Here is a 17,871-nt window from a genome sequence, read left to right on the forward strand (position 1 = left end):
TTCAAAATGCTTAAGTTACTGAACCGCCGTATACGGAACCGTACGTACGGTGGTGTGAGAGGTCGGTAGCCGAACTAATCGGCTACCTCCTACTCGATCGATCATCAGGAAATGTGACCAAAATAAAACGCACCGACAATTATCTTGTCAGTGCGTTTTATGGTATAGGCGTCAGATTTACTTCTTGTTCTTTAACCAACGTTGTAAATCTGAAATTTCGTCGCGCCGCTTCCGGTCCTTCTTACGGTTAACCTTCCGACGGCCTTGAACGCCATTTGGATGTGCTTTTCTCATTGTAAAAACCCTCGCTTAATTAAAATAACAATCGGCTACCATTCTATCGTTTATCCTCACAAATTGCAAGGGCTCCCGGTGATTATCCAGTGATTAACCCCCTGATAGGGTTGCTAGCGCGGCGATTCATGTGATTTGGTTAAAATTTTTGGGTCGGCTCTAGCAGCACCACAGAAAGTGGTATATTAAATGCAACGCGTCAAAGTTAGAAGGGATCGGAATAATGCAAGATTTACGTGAGAAAAGAAGGGTGACGCTGGTCTGGTGGCTAATTGTGCTCGTCATCGGTGGCTTGCTGGTCTGGGGGACGCAGCACAATGCCAGCCTTTATCGGGACCCCATCATGCAGGTAACGCGTGTCCAGACGGGGACGGCGACGCACGAGGAGGATGACTTTCACAACGTCGACCGGCAGACCAAACAGGTGCTACATGGCCGAATCCTTAATGGAAAGTATCGCGGACAGCGGTTAACGGTGACCAACACGTATTCGTTGTCGGGGGCGATGGATCAACACTACCGTAAGGGCAGTCAACTCTTCGTGGTGGTTCACCAGCACCAATCCGGCTTCACCGCCACGGCCAAGGATGCGAAGCGCGATACGCCGCTGGTTTTCATGCTGTGGCTGGTCGTGGGATTACTGCTCCTCATCATGCAGTTCAGCGGCTTCATGGCCTTTTTAAGCGTGGCGGTAAATGGCGTGCTGTTCTTGATGGCGATCATCCTCAACGGCTCAACGCAGGGGGCACGGGTGCTCTGGATCTTCGGTAGTCTAGCGGTGGTCTTCGCGGCATTAACGTTGTGGCTGGTCATCGGGGCCAACCGGCAGATGCTGATTACACTCGCAACCACGTTAGGGGGGACGGCACTTTCCCTTATCGTAGCGCTGCTGGTCTTTCATGTCACCCATGAGAAGGGCATGTATTACGAATCCATGCAATACGTCACGCAATTGCCGCGACCGCTGTTTCTGGCGGAGACCTTGCTGGGATCGCTGGGGGCGGTGATGGACGAGTCGACCGATATTATTTCATCGTTGTTCGCGTTGAAACGCGAGCGGCCGGAACTCTCGGCGGGACAAGTCTTCAAGTCCGGCCGGCAGATTGGCAGTACCATCATGGGGCCGCTGATCAACGTCCTGTTCTTTATCTTCGTGGCGGACACCTTTCCCATGGCCATGTTATACCTCAAGAATGGCAATAGCTGGGGGTACACCTTCTCGATGAATATGTCGATGGGCGTGGTCCAAAGCCTCATCAGTGGGATTGGGATCGTCCTGGCCGTGCCCTTGGCGAGTTATTTGGCCAGTCGGTTTATGGAAAAGAAGGTGCGCGCATGAGTACGATTAACGTCTTAGGCCTGGTACTACTGGTGCTGATGGTGCTGGTGGGTGGCAAGGCGGGGTTACAATCCTTCCTAGCCCTCCTGTTAAACTTTGGTCTGCTGTTTCTAGCCATCGTGCTGGTGGCCTTTCACTTCCCACCATTGCCAGTAACGCTGGTCGTGGGGCTGTTGGTGCTGGCTCTGACCATCTTTATGAGTAGTGGGGATGACTTATCCAGTACGGTGGCATTCCTCGCGTCAGCGGCGGTGCTGGTCATTCTGGTGCTATTGATTGTACCAGTAGAACACTGGGCGCTGGTTCAAGGATTTGGCCCGGAGGACAGTGAGGATCTCGAAGGGCTGTCGGTCCTGGTTGGCATCAATTTTATCCAAGTGACGACCGCTACGGCCATTCTGAGCACGCTAGGGGCCATTGCGGAGGCCGCTATGGCCATTGCGGCTGGCCTCAGTGAAATCCTCGAGCAACACCCGCAAGTGACGCCTAAGGCCCTGCTAGGGGACGGTATCACCGTGGGGAAGCAGATCATTGGCACGACCTTCAACACGTTATTTTTTGGTTTCTTCGGTGGTTTCCTCGCGCTCTTCATCTGGTTTACCGGCGTGCACTATTCGTTTGGTGAAATTCTGAATGACAAGATTTTTGTTTCGGAGATTCTGATGATTCTCTTCGCGATGGTCAGTGTGATTCTGACCGTGCCGATCACGGCGTGGGTGATGACGCGCGCGGTGGCCAATCAACGACGACGGGCGGCCAAAGGCGTAACTAAACACGACACTACAGAAAAATAAAGGTTACTAGCGACAAAGGCAGTGCCCCGGATTAAACGATGAGGTTTAAATCTGGGGCACTGTCTTTGTGTGGTGTGATGGCGCGGGTCGGTAAGTGCGCCGGTTATGCCTTTAGGTGATTAGCAAAAGTTTCAACATTCTTTTCAAATTGCTTGGGAGAAACCGTGAAATTAGCATGCTTGTACAACAAATTCATCACCGCATTACCAAAATTCATCGTCACAAAATTATAGGCTTCTACCGCTACATCGATGCTTGAAGAGACTTCCTCAGCCTTCATCATTTCAGTGAAATTTTGGATCAATAGTTCATAAAACTCTTGTGGCAGCCGGCCAATCGTCTTGCTTAGCTCAGGGAACTCGTATGAATCTCGGAGGCTCAACATAAAGAGTGCCTGATGTGCTTTGATAAATTCCGTATAGTATCTTGATGCGACGATCAAATCATGAGAGATATCGCCAGTTGGGTGAAATTGATTGCCAACCATCTTAATGTCATCAAAATATTTTTGAGCAATCACTTCGACCAAGTTCTTCTTATCTTTAAAATGTCTAAACAGGGTACTCTCGTTTATCCCTGCCGTCTCAGCAATTTTTCTAGTCGTTGCACCAGAATATCCTTGTTCGAGTATTAATTTTGAAAAAGCCGCCATAATCTTATCATCTGTACTCTTTTTTTCAGCCATGTTCATTACCTCATCACTCTTAGCTTAAGTCCTCAAAGTTAACCATCATCGGTTTCTTTCTTAACATAACTATAACAGTATTTACGATCATGATGCCAAGAGTGAGGAGAATTAGTTCCCACCATAATTGGGATGTGCCCGTTCCGCCAAACATAATATTAAAATCAGCCTGGACGCTGTAATACATGGGTGAAATGAAGTGGGCAAACTGATAAAAACCATTCATGGTGACCAAGGGAACCATACCCGCACCTGAGACGACTTGAATCATCGTTAAGAAGATATTTAACACGGTACCGACTTGTCCAATCAGTAGCATCAAAATAGCGTTGAAATTGTAAGCCGCAAAAATTTCTAAGCCGTGATTGATGAACAATTGGCCATAATCGCTGCCGCCTAGGTTCATCATCGGTGCAATGACGGCACTGACGATTGCCGACCCGAGAACGGCCAAAATCAACATGGTTCCTTCTAGCATGACAAATGAGCGTAGGCGCCCGACGCGTTTTGAAAATTTAACAAAAGTTCCATAGAGTAGCAAGGTTCCTAATAATGAACCAATATAGATTGCCAAATTGGCAAAGAATGGCGCTAACGCATTATTCAAACCGCTTTTTACTTTATTAACTTGATGAACCTTTACGTTAACTGAATTTGACACATTTTGATAATTAGAGTTAGTCCGTTTCAAAATTTTCTGCTTCTCAGAGTTAATTTTTGACTTGGCTGCTTGTTGACTTTGTTGCGTTTTAGTTTGTAATTTTTGCTGCAACTGTGCCCGTTGTGCGGCAGGTGCCGCGGCGATTTGTTGTTTGCTTTGTTGTAATTCAGATGCCATTTGTTGTTTTTGTTTCTCAACTTTTTGTTGTAAGACGGTCAATTGTGCCTGATTCAACATGGCCTTGCCTTTTTCAATGACAACTTGTTGATTGACCGTATTACCAATGGTCGTTGCAATATTCTTCATCCCAGATACCCCAGAATAAGAAGTGGATTCATTTACATAAAAGTTTAAATTAACCCGTTTATTTTGTTTAATGTTTTTAGCAAAATTCTTAGGGATATTAATAATCAAAAAACTATCGCGATTATTTAGATCCTTTTTGGCTTGTTTCATACTAGTCGTTTTCTTGATGTGTTTAAAATCCAATTTATCTTCAATTTGATTAGCTAGTGCTTTACTTTTCGAATCTTGATTAACGATCGTTATGGGCATTTCGTCAATATGGTTAGGCATGGCTTCGTAACCAGTAAAATAAATCAAAAATACTAAAATTCCATATAAAATGACAACAAGTGCTGCTAAAAGTGGTCCTTTACTAAATAGGAATTTTTTCATTATTCTTCCTCCTCACTTTCGTTAAGAAGAGGATAACACTTTTATAAAATGCAAGCAAGTACTTGCTTGCATTTTGTTTTGTGATAAACGCATTGTAGAGAGTCAAAAACAGATCTGAAAACCGAATGAAATCAACCGAAGCAACGCTCATTTTGATAGGGGACGAAGGATTGAGCAACGGCCAATAAATAGACGTAGACAATCGATTGGACAAGAATATTGTTCGGCTTGGTGAACTAAAGAACGCAAAAAAAAACACGACCAGAATCGCATCCTGATCGTGTCGTTTCAAGTCATTTAGTTACTGCTAGAGGCACTCGAAGTTGCGGTGTCGCTTGCAGATGAAACGGATGATGAGCTGGCAGCGGAACTTGCGCTAGCGCTGGTTGCCGTGGCCGTTTCAATATCCTTGATGCTGGTTAGGTTACCGGAGTATACCCAGTAACGGGTCTTGCTGGTTGTGTTCGCAGAAGGCTTGATCCGGTACCACATCGAACCGTTACTCTTCTTAGCCGTCATATCAACAACGTAAGTCTTGCCGACCTTAGGGGAAATCTTGGACCAGCTCTGGCGTTTGGCATTCTTGTTGGCGCCCTTAACGTGGTTGTACAGGTAGTACTTGGTGTACTTGCTGCTGAGTTTAGCCTGCTGGTTAACGGACTTGTAAGTGGCACTAACCAACTTGGTGTGGTTAACGTTCATGGCGTTGTAGTACTTCTTCACCATCTGGTAGAAGGCAGCCATCGTGTACTTTTGACCAAAGTACTTCTTACCCGTGGTAGAGTAATAGCCAACCGGATCGGTATGCGACGAGCCACCCAGATGAGAGGCCACGGCACCGTGAGACCAGACCGTGCCTTTACCGTCATAAGCGGCATCGTTAGGCTTCAAGTTGTATTCCTTTAACAGGTAGGCCGTGTACCAAGCCGCGTTAGCGATTTCGTGAGCAAAGGCGGACTTGCTGTGCACTTCAACCTGTTCAAATTGAACGAAGCGCGCGTTTCCAGGGAACCCAACACCCCAAGCCAAGTAATCGGTGTTGGCAATGTTGATGATTCGCGAACCGTCAACGAAACTGTGGACGAAGGCGTTGTTGTAGTTCCGCTTCATATAGGCAATTTCGTTGTAGATGGTTGAGGAAGGATTGGCCGTTTCGTGAACGACGACCCCTTCAGGCTTAGCCTTACCGTGCCGGTACTTGTTCTTCGGAAAACCATTCCAAATGGATTTGGTAATCTTAGCTGGCTTAATATTTTTACTACTGATATAATCGTTCACTTTGGAACTCGCGTTGGCCGTAGTTGTGTTGGTGACACCGAGAATGCCCACGACACCCAAGGCGGCCAGTGCGGTCAATACTACTTTATGCATCTTCACCCTGATCATCCCTCAAATCTTTTTATTCATGCAACGACCCTTACAGGCCGCTCAGTCGATATTCTTCGTTATCAACTATATACATTATCCGAGGCCGCGACAACCGTTGATCCAAGCCGTATTTGTAATATTACGAGACTTATATCAATGCTGACGGGATTTGTTCAGGGTGTTTTCAAATACATTAAAAGTTAACGACACCTGTAATGTGGCTGTAACATTGCTATGACAGCGGTTTCTGGGTATCGGCCGTCCAATTTTGACGGTGCGGATCAATGTGTAATTTCTGCTGGCACTCGGGGCAGAGGCCGTACACCTCAACGTGGTTACTGGTGATGAGGTAGCCGGTCTGGTCCGCCGCCTCTTGGTTGAGGCGCTGTTCGATTTCTGGAAAGTCGGGGGCAAAGACGTCCGTAATCTTGCCACAATTTTCACAGATAACGTGATAATGGGGCCGGCCATAGAAGTCATAACGGATTCCCCCATTGTCGTTAGGCAATTCAATGACGACGCCCAAATCAACCAATAAATTTAAGGTATTGTAGACCGTGGCCATACTGAGATTAGGCAGTTGGTCAGCTAAGGCATTAAAGATGGTGTCCACGGACGGGTGATTGTGGTGAGTGACTAAATAAGTCAAAATAATTTGTCGTTGTGGGGTGACCCGGACGTGGTGATCTTTTAAGGTGTGTAAAGCCTGATCTAACAAGTGTTGCTGATTTGCCAAGGTAAACCCTCCTTACGTGATCGTTTTAGTCGCTGGATTGGTCCCAGCGAAATCGTAGAAATATCATTGGTAATTTATAATCAATCTAGTTTGCCTCTATTAAACCACATTTTGATAATACTTCCAGTTTATTGCCTCACCGAATAAATACCGGTAAACAAATTGGCAACTCGTGATTTTAAGAGTTTACTTTTACAGTCAATCTGAGTACAATAGATTTGTTGTTAGATAATAATCATTCTAAATTAGTGATGAAATCGGGTTATCTCCCATGTGGCGTATGCGTCATGGTCATACACAAGATAAAAGCATACCACATTTCATGCGAGGGGAGCCGCTATTCGGCTAGTTTTGAGTTGAGGAAAACGGTTAGTTGGAATAGTTTCAGTATTTAGTTTGTGTCACCTAACTTTTATTTATAAGAGTGTTAAGATAAAAGACGGACATAATCGGGGGTAGATAGCGATGAAGAAGGAAAAGAAAAAGGCAACGTTGGCACAACGGATTAACGTGTTACGGGCCAGTGTCATGGGCGCGAACGATGGGATTTTATCCGTTGCTGGGATTGTTGTTGGGGTGGCGGGTGCTGCGACCAGTAGTTTTGCCATCTTTATTTCGGGGATTGCCGGGATGATTGCCGGAACGGTCTCCATGGCGATGGGGGAGTATGTCTCGGTCAATGCCGAGAAGGACGCCCAGCGAAAAGCGATTGAAACACAAACGGTGGCGTTGGATAACGATTACGATGGCGAGTTTTCATTTGTCCGGGATAAGTACTTGGCTAGTGGCATTCGACCAGAACTGGCCGAACAAGCCACCAAGGAAATGATGAGTAAGGATCCACTCAAAACGACGGTGCGCGAACGGTTTGGCTTTAACGTTGGGGAGTATACCAATCCGTATTCGGCGGCGATTGCGTCGATGCTTTCATTCCCTACCGGCTCAATCTTGCCGCTTGTTTCTATCACCTTGTTACCGGCCAAGTGGCGAATCATCGGGACCTTTATTGCGGTCGTGATCGCGTTGTCCATTACCGGTTACGTGGCGGCCATCTTAGGCAATGCCAACCGGGTTAACGGGACAAAACGTAACGTGATTGCGGGAATCTTGACGATGCTGGTGACTTACGGTATCGGTCGTTTATTCGCGTAAAGGGGGACCAATCGAATGGCTGAAAATGAAAACGTAAAAATCAAAAAGCAAGAGAAACACCAAACAATGAGTGAAAAATTGAATACGTTGCGGGCCGGTGTCTTGGGCTCCAACGACGGGATTCTAACGGTTGTCGGGGTGCTGTTCAGTGTCGCCGCGGCCACCAACAATCAATTTACAATCTTTATTGCCGGGCTGTCGGACTTGCTGGCCTGTGCCTTCTCGATGGCGTCGGGCGAGTACGCCTCCGTCAGCACGCAGAAGGACACGGAAAAGGCGGCCGTTGATCAGGAAGCCGCGTTACTCAAGAGTCACTATCCCGATCAGGAGGCCGCCGTACAGAAGTTCTACGAGGAACGGGGCGTGTCTGCCGAGACCTCGCTAGCGATTGCCCAGGATCTGATGCATAAGGATGCCTTGGCCACGGTGGTGAACGTGAAGGAAGATATTCAGCTGGGTCACTACATGAATCCCTGGAACGCCGCCTTTTCGTCACTGATTGCGGCATCGCTGGGAGGCGCCTTTCCACTGCTGGCCATGAGCCTTTTTCCGACGGCTTCACAGTGGCCAGCTACCATTATCGCCGTGCTGTTGTCGGTCACTTTAACGGGTTTTCTGAGTGCTAAATTAGGCCATGGGTTAGTCCGCACCGCGATTATCCGCAATGTGATTGTGGGGATTATTACCATGTTCATTCACTACTACGTGGGTCAACTGTTCTAAGTGAAATATCGCTGCTTTCTTAGCGCATTGCCAGATTCCTAGTGTACAATGGGCCAATATCTTTTTTGAAAGTGAGGAATTTGGTTGAAGCGCAAGATGAGTTTATTTTCACTAGTCATGCTAACGCTGAGTGCCATCATCGGCTCGGGCTGGTTGTTTGGAGCGGGAATGGCCGCCCAGATTGCCGGTCCGGCCGCTATCCTATCTTGGATTTTAGGGGCCGTGGTGATCGGCCTGATTGCCTTAAATTACATTGAACTAGGGACGATGTTCCCGACCAGCGGGGGAATGAGCCAGTATGCGGCCTTCTCCCATGGCCCCTTATTGGGATTCGTTGCGGGTTGGTCGAACTGGCTATCGCTACTGACAATCATTCCGATTGAAGCGGTGGCGGCCGTCCAATACATGAGTTCGTGGCCCTGGGGCTGGGCGAACTGGACCAGGGGGTTCCTGAAGGATGGGAACATTACCAATCAAGGTTTACTGATTGTCTTTCTGTTTATTTTGGCGTTTACGCTCTTGAACTTCTGGTCCGTCAAGCTGTTGACGCGATTCACCAGTTTCATTGCCGTTTTTAAATTGGCCATTCCCACGCTGACCATTATTGTCTTGTTGGCGACCGGCTTTGATTCCGGAAACTTTGCCCATACCGCTGGTTTTATGCCCAGCGGGAGTGCGGCAATTTTCTCGGCAACGACGGCTGCGGGGATTATCTTCTCCTACAACGCCTTTCAGACCACGATCAACATGGGAAATGAAATCGAGCACCCGGAGCGCAATATTCTTTGGGGCATCGTGATTGCCTTTGGGATTAGCACCGTGATCTACACGATGCTACAGGTGGCTTTTATTGGCGCCGTGCCGGCCGGAAACTTGGCGCACGGGTGGCAAGGGGTGAACTTTCAGTCGCCGTTTGCCGATATCGCGATTCTGTTGAACTTGGGGTGGCTGTCGACGTTACTGTACCTGGACGCCTTCGTGTCGCCATTTGGGACTGGGGTTTCCTTCGTGGCCACGACTAGTCGTGCGTTGGCGGCGATGACCGGGACCAAGCACGTGCCTACTAAGTTGGGTGAAATCAATCGGAAATACCAGACACCACGACGGGCCATGGTGGTCGATATGTTGCTGGGCGTCTTGCTGGTGGCGGGCTTTCGAAATTGGAGTGCGCTGTCCAACGTGATTTCCACGTCGACCTTGATTGCTTACCTGACGGGGCCGGTGACGGTCACGGCGTTGCGTCATCAGGGCCGCGACTTTGTTCGGCCCTTTCGCTTACATGGCGTGCGATTGTGGGCACCGTTGGCCTACGTACTGGCGAGTCTTGCCATCTACTGGGCCAAGTGGCCAACCACGGTCGAAGTCTTCGGTGTCATTGCGCTAGGTTTGTTGTGCTACATTTACTATGAAATTCGTCAACCAGCGGGATGGCGCGCCTTACGTGCGAGCCTCAAGGGAAGCCGCTGGTTGTTAGCCGAAATGATCTGGCTCACCGTGATGTCGTATGCGGGGAGTTCCCAATTCGGTGGGATCGGGCAGGTTGCCTATCCTTGGGACTTCCTGGTGGTCGCACTGGGTAGTCTCGCGTGTTATTATCTCGGGGTCCATGATGCTTATCGGAGTGAATCCTTCGCCATTGCCCGTGAATTAAATCAACGGGTGACGGAAGAGGATTAAGGGGATGGTTGACGGGAAGCGCGACTAATGTTGTCAGAAGAATTCCAATGATTGGAAGCCTGCCTACCCGGTAACCTGTAAAATTAGAGAACGTAGAAAAGCCTTTGCGTGGCCATCAATTGGCGGCGCAAAGGCTTTTTGATTGTGTGATTGAACGATCTTTAGATGGCTGATCATGGTTGCTAATAACCGCAATGGTTGACGGCCGTCATGCCGATTATCGGTGTAGGCGCCAGGTCCAATCGTGGTCGCTGTCATTGGCCGTAAAGCCCGCTGCGGCAAGGACCGCCTCGTCTAAGCGTGCGGAGGGGGTCAACGTTAACTCGGTCAATTGTAGTTCGTCACGACCGAAGCTAACCAAGCGATCCACGATTTCTTGCTGTTCGCTGGCTGGAAGTCGCTTGCCAGCCAGTCCCGCGTGGCCGGTATGGGCGGGAAGATCTAACTCTAGAAAGCCGCCCCAGCCCACCAGTTTGTGGGTCTGTCGCCGCTCGATCCCCCAGGTAAGCGTGGCGCGCTTCATCGTGGCACGCATGGTGTTGTTGATCCAGTCAGCGGTTTCGGCAAGATCTTGATTGGTGAGCTCGGCAACGTTTTTTAATTTGAAACGGGTAAGCCAGTCGAACCGAAATTTCGGTGTGAGCAACGGGTGGTAACCCTCAAAGCTTGACATGTACGGTGATTCCTTTCCTAAAACGGTTTATCCCTATTGTACAGATAAATCGGTGTCGTTACCAGTGACTTCACAGGTGTTGTTGGCTGAGCTGTGCTATACTTGACTTAGATATTGGTAAGTTGAAAGGGGTAGCACATATGACGGAAGATTTTTATATTGGGACTTACACCAAGCGGATTAGTCGCGGTATTTACCGGGTAAGCCTGGACGCCAAGACACCACAGTTAACGGATTGCGAATGGTTAGCTTCTGCTGGGAGTCCAACTTATATTGCCAAGGCCGCTGCGCAGCGCCTGTACGTCATCAACAAGAAGGAGACGGATGGTCAAACCCAGGGCGGGTTGATTATCTACGATGTTTCTGAAGAAAAGCCGCGGGCCATCCAACAGGTGCTGGAACACGGGGCTTCACCTTGCTACGTTGCGGTTGATGAAGCTCGGCAACTGGTCTACACGGCCAATTACCACAAGGGCTTGGTCGACGTCTATGCTATCGCGGACGACGGAACCTTGACGGAAACGGATGAAATTCACGATGATGATCCGGTTGGCCCAGCTCCCGAACAGGCCGATGGGGCACATCCACATTTCACGGACCTAACGCCGGATAACCGGTTGGTCGTCTGTGATTTGGGAACGGATAAGGTCTACATCTATGACGTTTCGGACGCCGGTAAATTGACGGCCGTTAGTCACGTGGATCTGCCAGCGGGCTATGGCCCTCGGCACATCGTCTTTGATGCCAAGAAGAGTGTGGCCTATCTGGTCGGTGAACTGAGCAGTAACGTAGCGACGTTGGACTACGATGCGGCGGCGGGTAAACTAACAGTCAAGCAAATCAGCCACACCATTCCGGATGACTGGACGGCCCACAACGGTTCTGCGGCCATTCGTTTGAGTAGTGACGGCCGGTTCGTGTACGTATCCAACCGGGGTCACAACTCGATCACGGTCTTTGCCGCAGACGATGCCGGTAAGTTGACCACGGTACAACGGATCTCCACGGAAGGTGACTTCCCACGGGACTTCAACTGGAACGCGGATGAAAGCTTGGTCATCGTGGTGAACCAAAACTCGGACAACGCCACACTATACAAGCGTGATGCAGACAGCGGGAAGTTAACGATGGTTCAAAAGGACTTCATGGTACCTGAGGGTGTTTGCGTGGTACCGGTTAAGTAGTAAAAAGTAAAAGAGTGCGGAGCAAGGCGTTTAGATCCTGAGCATTAACGTCATTAGGGGAAAATCCTGGTTTTGGATTATTCCCTAATGGGGTTAAGCGCAGGGATCTGCCTTGCTCCGCACGTTTCGTCTATAAAAAAATTTAGACCGATTCCATCTAAGAAAACGCAAGCCACATAAAAAATGAGCGAGGACCAACGCCTAGCTCATTTTTTCTCGGGGAAATTCGTCTTAAAGTACGCCGCCACCACCTGTAAATGGTGTTCCAGACTCAGCCGTTTCACCACGCCCAACCCGGGGAAATGTTGCTGCGTGTGGTATGCGGCGAGTTGTTTGGCGGCGGGCGTCTGTGTGGCTAGTGGCTGTTGAGGTAACCAGTCCGCTAACTGAGCGACTGCTTGAAAAAACTTTTCTTTAGGATGCTTGAAGTCGGCCCGGTCGGTGGACACGAAGCGGTGAATGCGCAGTTGATCCCCGCGGAAATAGGTGAGGTGCAGGGTGACCGCACGGGCCGGATAGCCGTGTTCACTGTAGAAACTGCCCCCGATCGTGTAGTCGCTGAAGCCAACATCGCCGTAGAGTTTGGCCAATGACCAGTCATCACTGAAAAAGCCATCGGTGATGTCGGCGTAACTACGGCCATGTTCGGGCAACCAAGCGTGATCGAATAAGCGAACCGTGGGCCGTTTGATCAATCGGCGAATCCGGGCCTCTGGGGGCACCAAGAGATAGTCAGGGGCGGTTAGCCAGCCAGCTTGCTGGGCGGCTTTGAGCTCATCATATTGCCGCGCGACGAGCAATGTTTGGTGACCCGTGGGTGCTGTGAGGACGTCTGGAATCAGCGTGGGCGTAAGAATGTGGCCGACGATGAGCCGAGGGTTGTCGCGGTAGGCTTGCCAATCGTAGAGCTTCTGTTGGGTTAGCGCGTAGTCACTCACCGTGGGATTGGCGATGATGGCGACCGGTTGGTTGTTATCGACAAAGGCGGCGACAGTTTGGGGTAAGCCCCGAATATCGCGGACGGGCTCAATGATGGGGATGATGTTGGCCGGTAGAATCTGTTGTTGGGCGATGGCCTTTAAGGCTTGCAGGTCGTATTGGCGACCACGGAAATAGGGAAAATAGATCATTTGTACTCCTTTAACCGCTGCTGCAGCTGGTGAACTTCGAGGTTCAAGGCGTCGACTTCATCCTGAAGGGCGGTCACGGCGGTGGACTGCGTATCGTCAATGAATTGATCGTAAAAGTTACTGTCCGGATCGTAAATGTCATAGTGTTGATGGCGCTTTTTGAGCTCCTGGTAGAGTCGATCGGTTCCGTACTGTTTGAGACCGGTGGCCATTTGTTTGGCCTTGTTGACCTCCCGAGCCTGCGAAGCGATGAAGCGAGACGTCAACTGCTGCTCGGGAACTTGGAGCGCCTGTCGTCGCGGTGGCCGAGCGACCGTCAAATACCCTGGAGCCACTGGCGCCTCGGTTGCCGTGGCCAACAGGGCCTTGTCGAACGGCCGGTAGATGAGGACGCCGATACCGGCCGGAATTTCGTCAGCGACCGCCTGATAGAGCTTGAGTGGCAGGACGAAGTAGTTGTAGTGGCCGACAAAGGAGAGCTTGGCCTTGGAATGAAAGTCGGACTTGGTGACCTTGAGTTCGTAACAGCGCCATTCAACCGACAAGTCGGGCATTTCCTGATAGCTCAGGGTATCGACAATCCCCGCGCCATCGGGCATCGTGACTTCCTCAACGGGTGAGGCGCCGGTCTCACGGCAGTAGTAATACAGTGTCTTTTCTAAAGCGAGTGTTAACTTGGTTTTCATGGGGCGACCTCCTGATGCCAGAAATTGTGGACGGCAGTCGTGAGCTGTTCGGGACGGTAAAGGCGCCGAAAGTGCTGCCAGTGGCGGGGATACAGGTTGGTATAGCGGGGGCTGGTGAAGCGTTGATCCATCAGTAAAATAATTCCCACGTCCTTGGACCCCCGAATGAGCCGACCGGCCGCTTGAAAGACGTTGTTGAGTCCGGGAAGCTGATAGGCGAAGGCAAACCCCTGATGGGATTGCGCGTCAAAGTAATCGCGGATCAGGTCGGTTTCCGGGTTAATTCCCGGCAGGCCCACGCTGACGATGCCGACACCAATGAGGCGGTCGGCCTTGAGATCGATTCCTTCGGAGAAGATTCCCCCGAGTAAGGCGAAGCCCACGAGCGTTTTGTCCGGATTAGCGTGAAAGTTGGCGAGAAAGGCGGTGCGATCGGCTTCAGCCATTTGGGATTGTTGGCTGACGGTGTGCACGTGCGGATAAGCCAGGTGGAAGGCCTGGGTGACGTCGAGCAGGTAACTGTATGACGGCAGAAAGATGAGGTAGTTGCCGACCTTACCATCGATTAGGGTCTTGATAGCCAGTAGGATGTTGGCCAGGTTGGCGTTGCGCTGCTTGTACGTGGTTTGAATGTAGTTGGTGACTAGGATGGCCTGATGTTCGGGATCAAACGGTGAATCCAGACGGTAAGCCAAACTGTCTTCATCGCCGCCTAGAACCGTTTGGTAGTAGCTCATCGGCGAGAGGGTGGCGGAGAACAGGACGGCGCCGTGACCGAGGGCTAGGCTGTCGGTCAGAAAGGCGCTGGGGTCTAAGCAGAGTTGCTTGAGGGTGATGTTCCCGTCCGCAATCGTTAACCGCATGCGGTAGGTGTCATCGTAGTACTCGCCAATCCGCTGATAGCTAATGGCCGCGAAGTAGTAGTCCAGAATGCTTTGGGTAAACGGCGTCTGGGGTTGATCGACCAGCCAGTCGTGGATTGCTTCAATCAACCGGCCTAAGTCGTGATCAAAGTCCTCGGGTGGGGTTAAAAAGGTACTGTCCGTTTGGCCGTCTTGCAGGAGGGGAGCCGCAATATCATCGAAGGTGGCCCGTAGATCTTGCAGGCGACGGCGGAGCTTGGGCGTGGCCTGGCCGAGATCACGGCTCTGTTCAATCAGCCGATCCAGCGGCCGACTGGTTAACTCGGCCGAATACATGTCCCGCGAACGGCTGACCAGGTTGTGGGCCTCATCAATGAGAAAGAAGTTATCGGGATCCTCGGTGGTAAAGAAGCGTTGCAGGTGGACTTGCGGGTCGAAGAGGTAGTTGTAATCGCCAATAATGACATCACAAAAGAGGCTCGCATCCAGTTGAAATTCAAACGGATCGAGCGTATGTTTGCGCGCGTACTGCTCGATGACTGACCGCGTGAGTTGGTCGTTGTGCTGAATGAGATCGAGCAAGGCGGGTTTCAACCGATCATAGTAGCCCAACATGTAAGGATTCTCATCGGGTTGTAGGTCGGCCTCTTCGGGAAACTTGATCTTATCCTTGGCCGTCAGCGTGATGCTCTTGAGCCGTAATCCCTGACTGGCCATCAGAGTGATGGCTTCCTCGGCAACGGTCCGGGTACTTTGCTTGGCCGTGAGGTAGAAGATGCGTTGGATCACCCCTTCACCGATGGCCTTGATGGTGGGGAAAAGCGTGGAAATGGTCTTACCAGTGCCGGTGGGGGCTTCGGCAAAGAGCCGCTTGCTGGTCAAAATGGTCTTGTAGACCGCCACGGCCAGCTCGCGTTGACCGGGGCGGTAGTGATCGAAGGGAAATGTGAGCTTCTGGATGGTCGGATCACGTCGTTCACGCAGATCCGAACGAAACTTCAACCACGTGACATACTCGGTAATTACCTGATCGAAAAACGCCTGGGCGGCTTGCCGGGTGATGACCTGTTCGGTTTGGGTCGTGGTCTCGGTGTTGGTCTGAAAGTAGGTCAACGTGAGGGTGACGTCATCTAGATCGGGTTCCTTTTCCATGAGGAGATAGGCGTAGAGTTTGACCTGCCCCCAATAGAGCGTCAGCGTATTGTCGCTCAGTTGGTCAAAGACCGTTTCCGACGTCTTGATTTCCTCGATGCTGGCGGTGTCCTCAGTGAGGGTGACGCCATCGGCCCGACCGTGGAGTAGATAGTCTTCACCGTTGAGGGTGAGGGCCTTATCGAGATAGTATTCCTTTTGATAATTCTCACCGCGCTGTTTCTGTAGGCGACGGTGGATGCGGGCACCGAGTAACGCCGTGTTCTGACTGTTGCTCGTGCTCCCCAGGTCGCCGGTTCGCAAGGTGAATTCAACGAGTTCACGAACGCCTAATTTAATTGGCAAACCCACATCGCCTCCATTTCTGGCAATAAGCATACCATACTTTGCCGTGACTTTGAACGCGTGTTCGGAAGGAATTTAAACTTTGTGAAATAATTGTAAAAGTCTTGGCTTTCAATATGTAATCGCTTACAATGAGAAGTAAGAGGTGATCACGATGAAGACAATTGGATTTTCATTATTCGAAGAACTGCCAACCATTGACGAAACCGCTGCTTTTCAGAAGATTTGCCAGAAACACACGGGTAAGGTGACCATCAAAGTTCGGGACATTGAGATTGATCCCAGTCAACACGAGGAGATCGTAGGGATCACAGACTATGCGGGGCACTATGTTCGCGTAGTCGCGGAAGGCCCAGATGAGGCGTTATTAGCCGGTGCCATTCATCAACAATTGGCGGCGGATAAGTGTTGCTACTAGTGGCTTGACGTGGCGCTTTCGATTCGCTAAGCTCGAGATAACTAATTTTTTCGAGGAGACTTAGCGGTGAGTGAGAAACAAATAGCACGACTATGTGAAATTGCCCCCAAGTACGGGCTTCATCTGGAACATTCGGGATTGGTCATTACCCGCGTTAATGATCAGCCTACCCAGTTGGATACCACGCGGTATATGCCGGATCAGTTCATTGATTTGTTGACCCAGATTATTGGGACCAATATGAAAGCAGACTTGTGGGATTGGAAATAAGTGGTGGATTGTAAAGACAGCTTTTTTGATAATTAGACTGATTAAATGTTAGAAAACGGGTCTGGGACGGAAAAGTCTCAGACCCGTTTTATTTGTGGTTGTGGATCCGGTAAAAGTAGCTGAGAAGCGATGGCGATGTTGCCCGTTTGCCCACTGACGGCGAGGTCGAAGGCTTTGATGCCTACTTCTACAAAGTGGTGGTCAATTGTGGGCAGTCCGAGTACCTCACCGGATAACTGATGTTCCTGTCCAATCAGGAAGGGCGGTGTTTGGTGGTGTTGATGGTATGCGCGTCGTAATCCCACGGCGTTGTCGTCACCATTGGTGAGAATCGCATCTAATTTGAGGTGCTGGGTAATGTAATAGTCACCAGCACGTTGGGCGTCACTGGGCGTGGTCACGTCGGTACGCATGAGTTCTGGCGCGGGATCAGTACCAAATACAGTGTGGTGGGCCGTGACCATAGCTTGACAGGTCGCACTGACGGGTGCCGGGCGACTGGCCAGTATGCCAATGTGGCGGTAGCCCCGTTGTTTGAGTAATTCGAAGGCGTCTTGATAGGTCGCCAGACGTTCGGCATAGGCCGCGGGAATCGGGCAATCGTGAGGATTTTCGCACACCACGATGGGACCGTAGCGCCGATAGCGATTTAAGGCCGTTAAAGGCAGCCCGTGAGAGGTGAAGATTAGGGCATCGTAAGCTTTTTGTCGGAGATCTTCGAGGTACTGGAGCTCTAAAGTGGCGTTGTATTTTGAAGGAAGCAGTACCACTCGATAATTGGTGGAGAAGGCGGCCTGCATGATGCCGTGCAAGAGTTGCGTAAAGTAAGGGTGATCGGCGTGAGGAAGCACCACGCCAACGTTAAAGGTTTTTCCCCGGCTGAGATCACGGGCGACGGCGTTGGGAACGTAATCCAACTGATCAATGACTTGCTGAATGGCGGCCCGTGTTTTATCGGATACATAGTTTTGATGGTTCAGAACGCGCGATACGGTGGAAATCGAATAGCCCGAGAGTTGTGCGATGTCTCGAATGTTCGTCAT

General features: G+C 50.4%; 17 protein-coding genes. 8 read left to right on the forward strand and 9 right to left on the reverse strand.

What is annotated here, in order from left to right; genetic code table 11:
- The first annotated feature begins 517 nt into the window (after positions 1-517).
- Complete coding sequence (locus HEQ50_RS09470; protein WP_168900277.1) at positions 518-1,633, forward strand: YibE/F family protein; 1,116 nt, start codon at positions 518-520, stop codon at positions 1,631-1,633.
- On the forward strand, positions 1,630-2,427 hold the full coding sequence (locus HEQ50_RS09475; RefSeq protein WP_168900278.1) for a YibE/F family protein: 798 nt from the start codon (positions 1,630-1,632) through the stop codon (positions 2,425-2,427). The genes HEQ50_RS09470 and HEQ50_RS09475 overlap by 4 nt, the downstream gene beginning before the upstream one ends.
- A gap of 103 nt (positions 2,428-2,530) precedes the next feature.
- Here the strand turns inward: HEQ50_RS09475 and HEQ50_RS09480 are convergent, their stop codons facing one another.
- The 4 genes from HEQ50_RS09480 to HEQ50_RS09495 form a co-directional block, all read right to left on the reverse strand.
- Positions 2,531-3,112 carry a TetR/AcrR family transcriptional regulator gene (locus tag HEQ50_RS09480; RefSeq protein WP_168900279.1) on the reverse strand — a complete coding sequence of 194 codons (582 nt, stop codon included), beginning with the start codon at positions 3,110-3,112 and terminating at the stop codon, positions 2,531-2,533.
- Positions 3,113-3,131: 19 nt separating this feature from the next.
- Positions 3,132-4,451, reverse strand: a complete 1,320-nt coding sequence (locus HEQ50_RS09485; RefSeq protein ID WP_168900280.1) for an ABC transporter permease — start codon at positions 4,449-4,451, stop codon at positions 3,132-3,134.
- Between the two features lie 297 nt (positions 4,452-4,748).
- Entirely contained in the window at positions 4,749-5,822 is a 1,074-nt protein-coding gene (locus HEQ50_RS09490; RefSeq protein WP_168900281.1) for an N-acetylmuramoyl-L-alanine amidase family protein, read from the reverse strand.
- 229 nt (positions 5,823-6,051) lie between these two features.
- A complete protein-coding gene (locus HEQ50_RS09495) occupies positions 6,052-6,555 on the reverse strand; it encodes a Fur family transcriptional regulator (protein ID WP_168900282.1) in 504 nt (167 codons plus the stop codon).
- A gap of 465 nt (positions 6,556-7,020) precedes the next feature.
- Here HEQ50_RS09495 and HEQ50_RS09500 point away from each other — a divergent pair, with 465 nt between their 5' ends.
- The 3 genes from HEQ50_RS09500 (at position 7,021) to HEQ50_RS09510 (ending at position 10,107) form a co-directional block, all read left to right on the forward strand.
- Complete coding sequence (locus tag HEQ50_RS09500; protein WP_168900283.1) at positions 7,021-7,707, forward strand: VIT family protein; 687 nt, start codon at positions 7,021-7,023, stop codon at positions 7,705-7,707.
- A 15-nt stretch (positions 7,708-7,722) separates the two neighbouring features.
- Complete coding sequence (locus HEQ50_RS09505; RefSeq protein WP_168900284.1) at positions 7,723-8,430, forward strand: VIT family protein; 708 nt, start codon at positions 7,723-7,725, stop codon at positions 8,428-8,430.
- Positions 8,431-8,526: 96 nt separating this feature from the next.
- Positions 8,527-10,107: an APC family permease gene (locus tag HEQ50_RS09510; protein WP_232842730.1), complete on the forward strand. Its 1,581-nt coding sequence runs from the start codon at positions 8,527-8,529 to the stop codon at positions 10,105-10,107.
- A 217-nt stretch (positions 10,108-10,324) separates the two neighbouring features.
- On the opposite strand, the gene HEQ50_RS09515 is transcribed toward HEQ50_RS09510, so the two are convergent.
- A complete protein-coding gene (locus tag HEQ50_RS09515; RefSeq protein WP_168900286.1) occupies positions 10,325-10,780 on the reverse strand; it encodes a GNAT family N-acetyltransferase in 456 nt (151 codons plus the stop codon).
- A gap of 140 nt (positions 10,781-10,920) precedes the next feature.
- Between HEQ50_RS09515 and HEQ50_RS09520 the strand changes: the two genes are divergently transcribed.
- Entirely contained in the window at positions 10,921-11,964 is a 1,044-nt protein-coding gene (locus HEQ50_RS09520) for a lactonase family protein (RefSeq protein ID WP_168900287.1), read from the forward strand.
- A 206-nt stretch (positions 11,965-12,170) separates the two neighbouring features.
- Here the strand turns inward: HEQ50_RS09520 and HEQ50_RS09525 are convergent, their stop codons facing one another.
- From HEQ50_RS09525 to HEQ50_RS09535, 3 genes are read right to left on the reverse strand one after another with little or no spacing between them, the layout of a single operon-like run.
- A complete protein-coding gene (locus HEQ50_RS09525) occupies positions 12,171-13,094 on the reverse strand; it encodes a sce7725 family protein (RefSeq protein WP_168900288.1) in 924 nt (307 codons plus the stop codon).
- The gene (locus HEQ50_RS09530) at positions 13,091-13,780 is read right to left on the reverse strand and encodes a hypothetical protein (RefSeq protein ID WP_168900289.1); all 690 of its coding nucleotides are present in this window, start codon (positions 13,778-13,780) and stop codon (positions 13,091-13,093) included. The genes HEQ50_RS09525 and HEQ50_RS09530 overlap by 4 nt, the downstream gene beginning before the upstream one ends.
- Positions 13,777-16,140 (reverse strand): ATP-dependent DNA helicase, encoded by a 2,364-nt coding sequence (locus HEQ50_RS09535; RefSeq protein ID WP_168900290.1) that lies wholly within the window; start codon positions 16,138-16,140, stop codon positions 13,777-13,779. The genes HEQ50_RS09530 and HEQ50_RS09535 overlap by 4 nt, the downstream gene beginning before the upstream one ends.
- 154 nt (positions 16,141-16,294) lie before the next feature.
- On the opposite strand from HEQ50_RS09535, the gene HEQ50_RS09540 reads away from it, so the two are divergent.
- Together HEQ50_RS09540 and HEQ50_RS09545 are read left to right on the forward strand one after the other, a co-directional pair.
- On the forward strand, positions 16,295-16,558 hold the full coding sequence (locus HEQ50_RS09540; RefSeq protein WP_168900291.1) for a PTS sugar transporter: 264 nt from the start codon (positions 16,295-16,297) through the stop codon (positions 16,556-16,558).
- A gap of 66 nt (positions 16,559-16,624) precedes the next feature.
- Positions 16,625-16,828 carry a hypothetical protein gene (locus HEQ50_RS09545; protein ID WP_168900292.1) on the forward strand — a complete coding sequence of 68 codons (204 nt, stop codon included), beginning with the start codon at positions 16,625-16,627 and terminating at the stop codon, positions 16,826-16,828.
- A gap of 77 nt (positions 16,829-16,905) precedes the next feature.
- Here HEQ50_RS09545 and HEQ50_RS09550 read toward each other — a convergent pair whose 3' ends face one another.
- Positions 16,906-17,871 (reverse strand): LacI family DNA-binding transcriptional regulator, encoded by a 966-nt coding sequence (locus tag HEQ50_RS09550; RefSeq protein ID WP_168900293.1) that lies wholly within the window; start codon positions 17,869-17,871, stop codon positions 16,906-16,908.

Origin of the sequence: Lactobacillus sp. HBUAS51381 (genome assembly GCF_012641095.1) — a bacterium.
Lineage (GTDB): Bacteria > Bacillota > Bacilli > Lactobacillales > Lactobacillaceae > Levilactobacillus.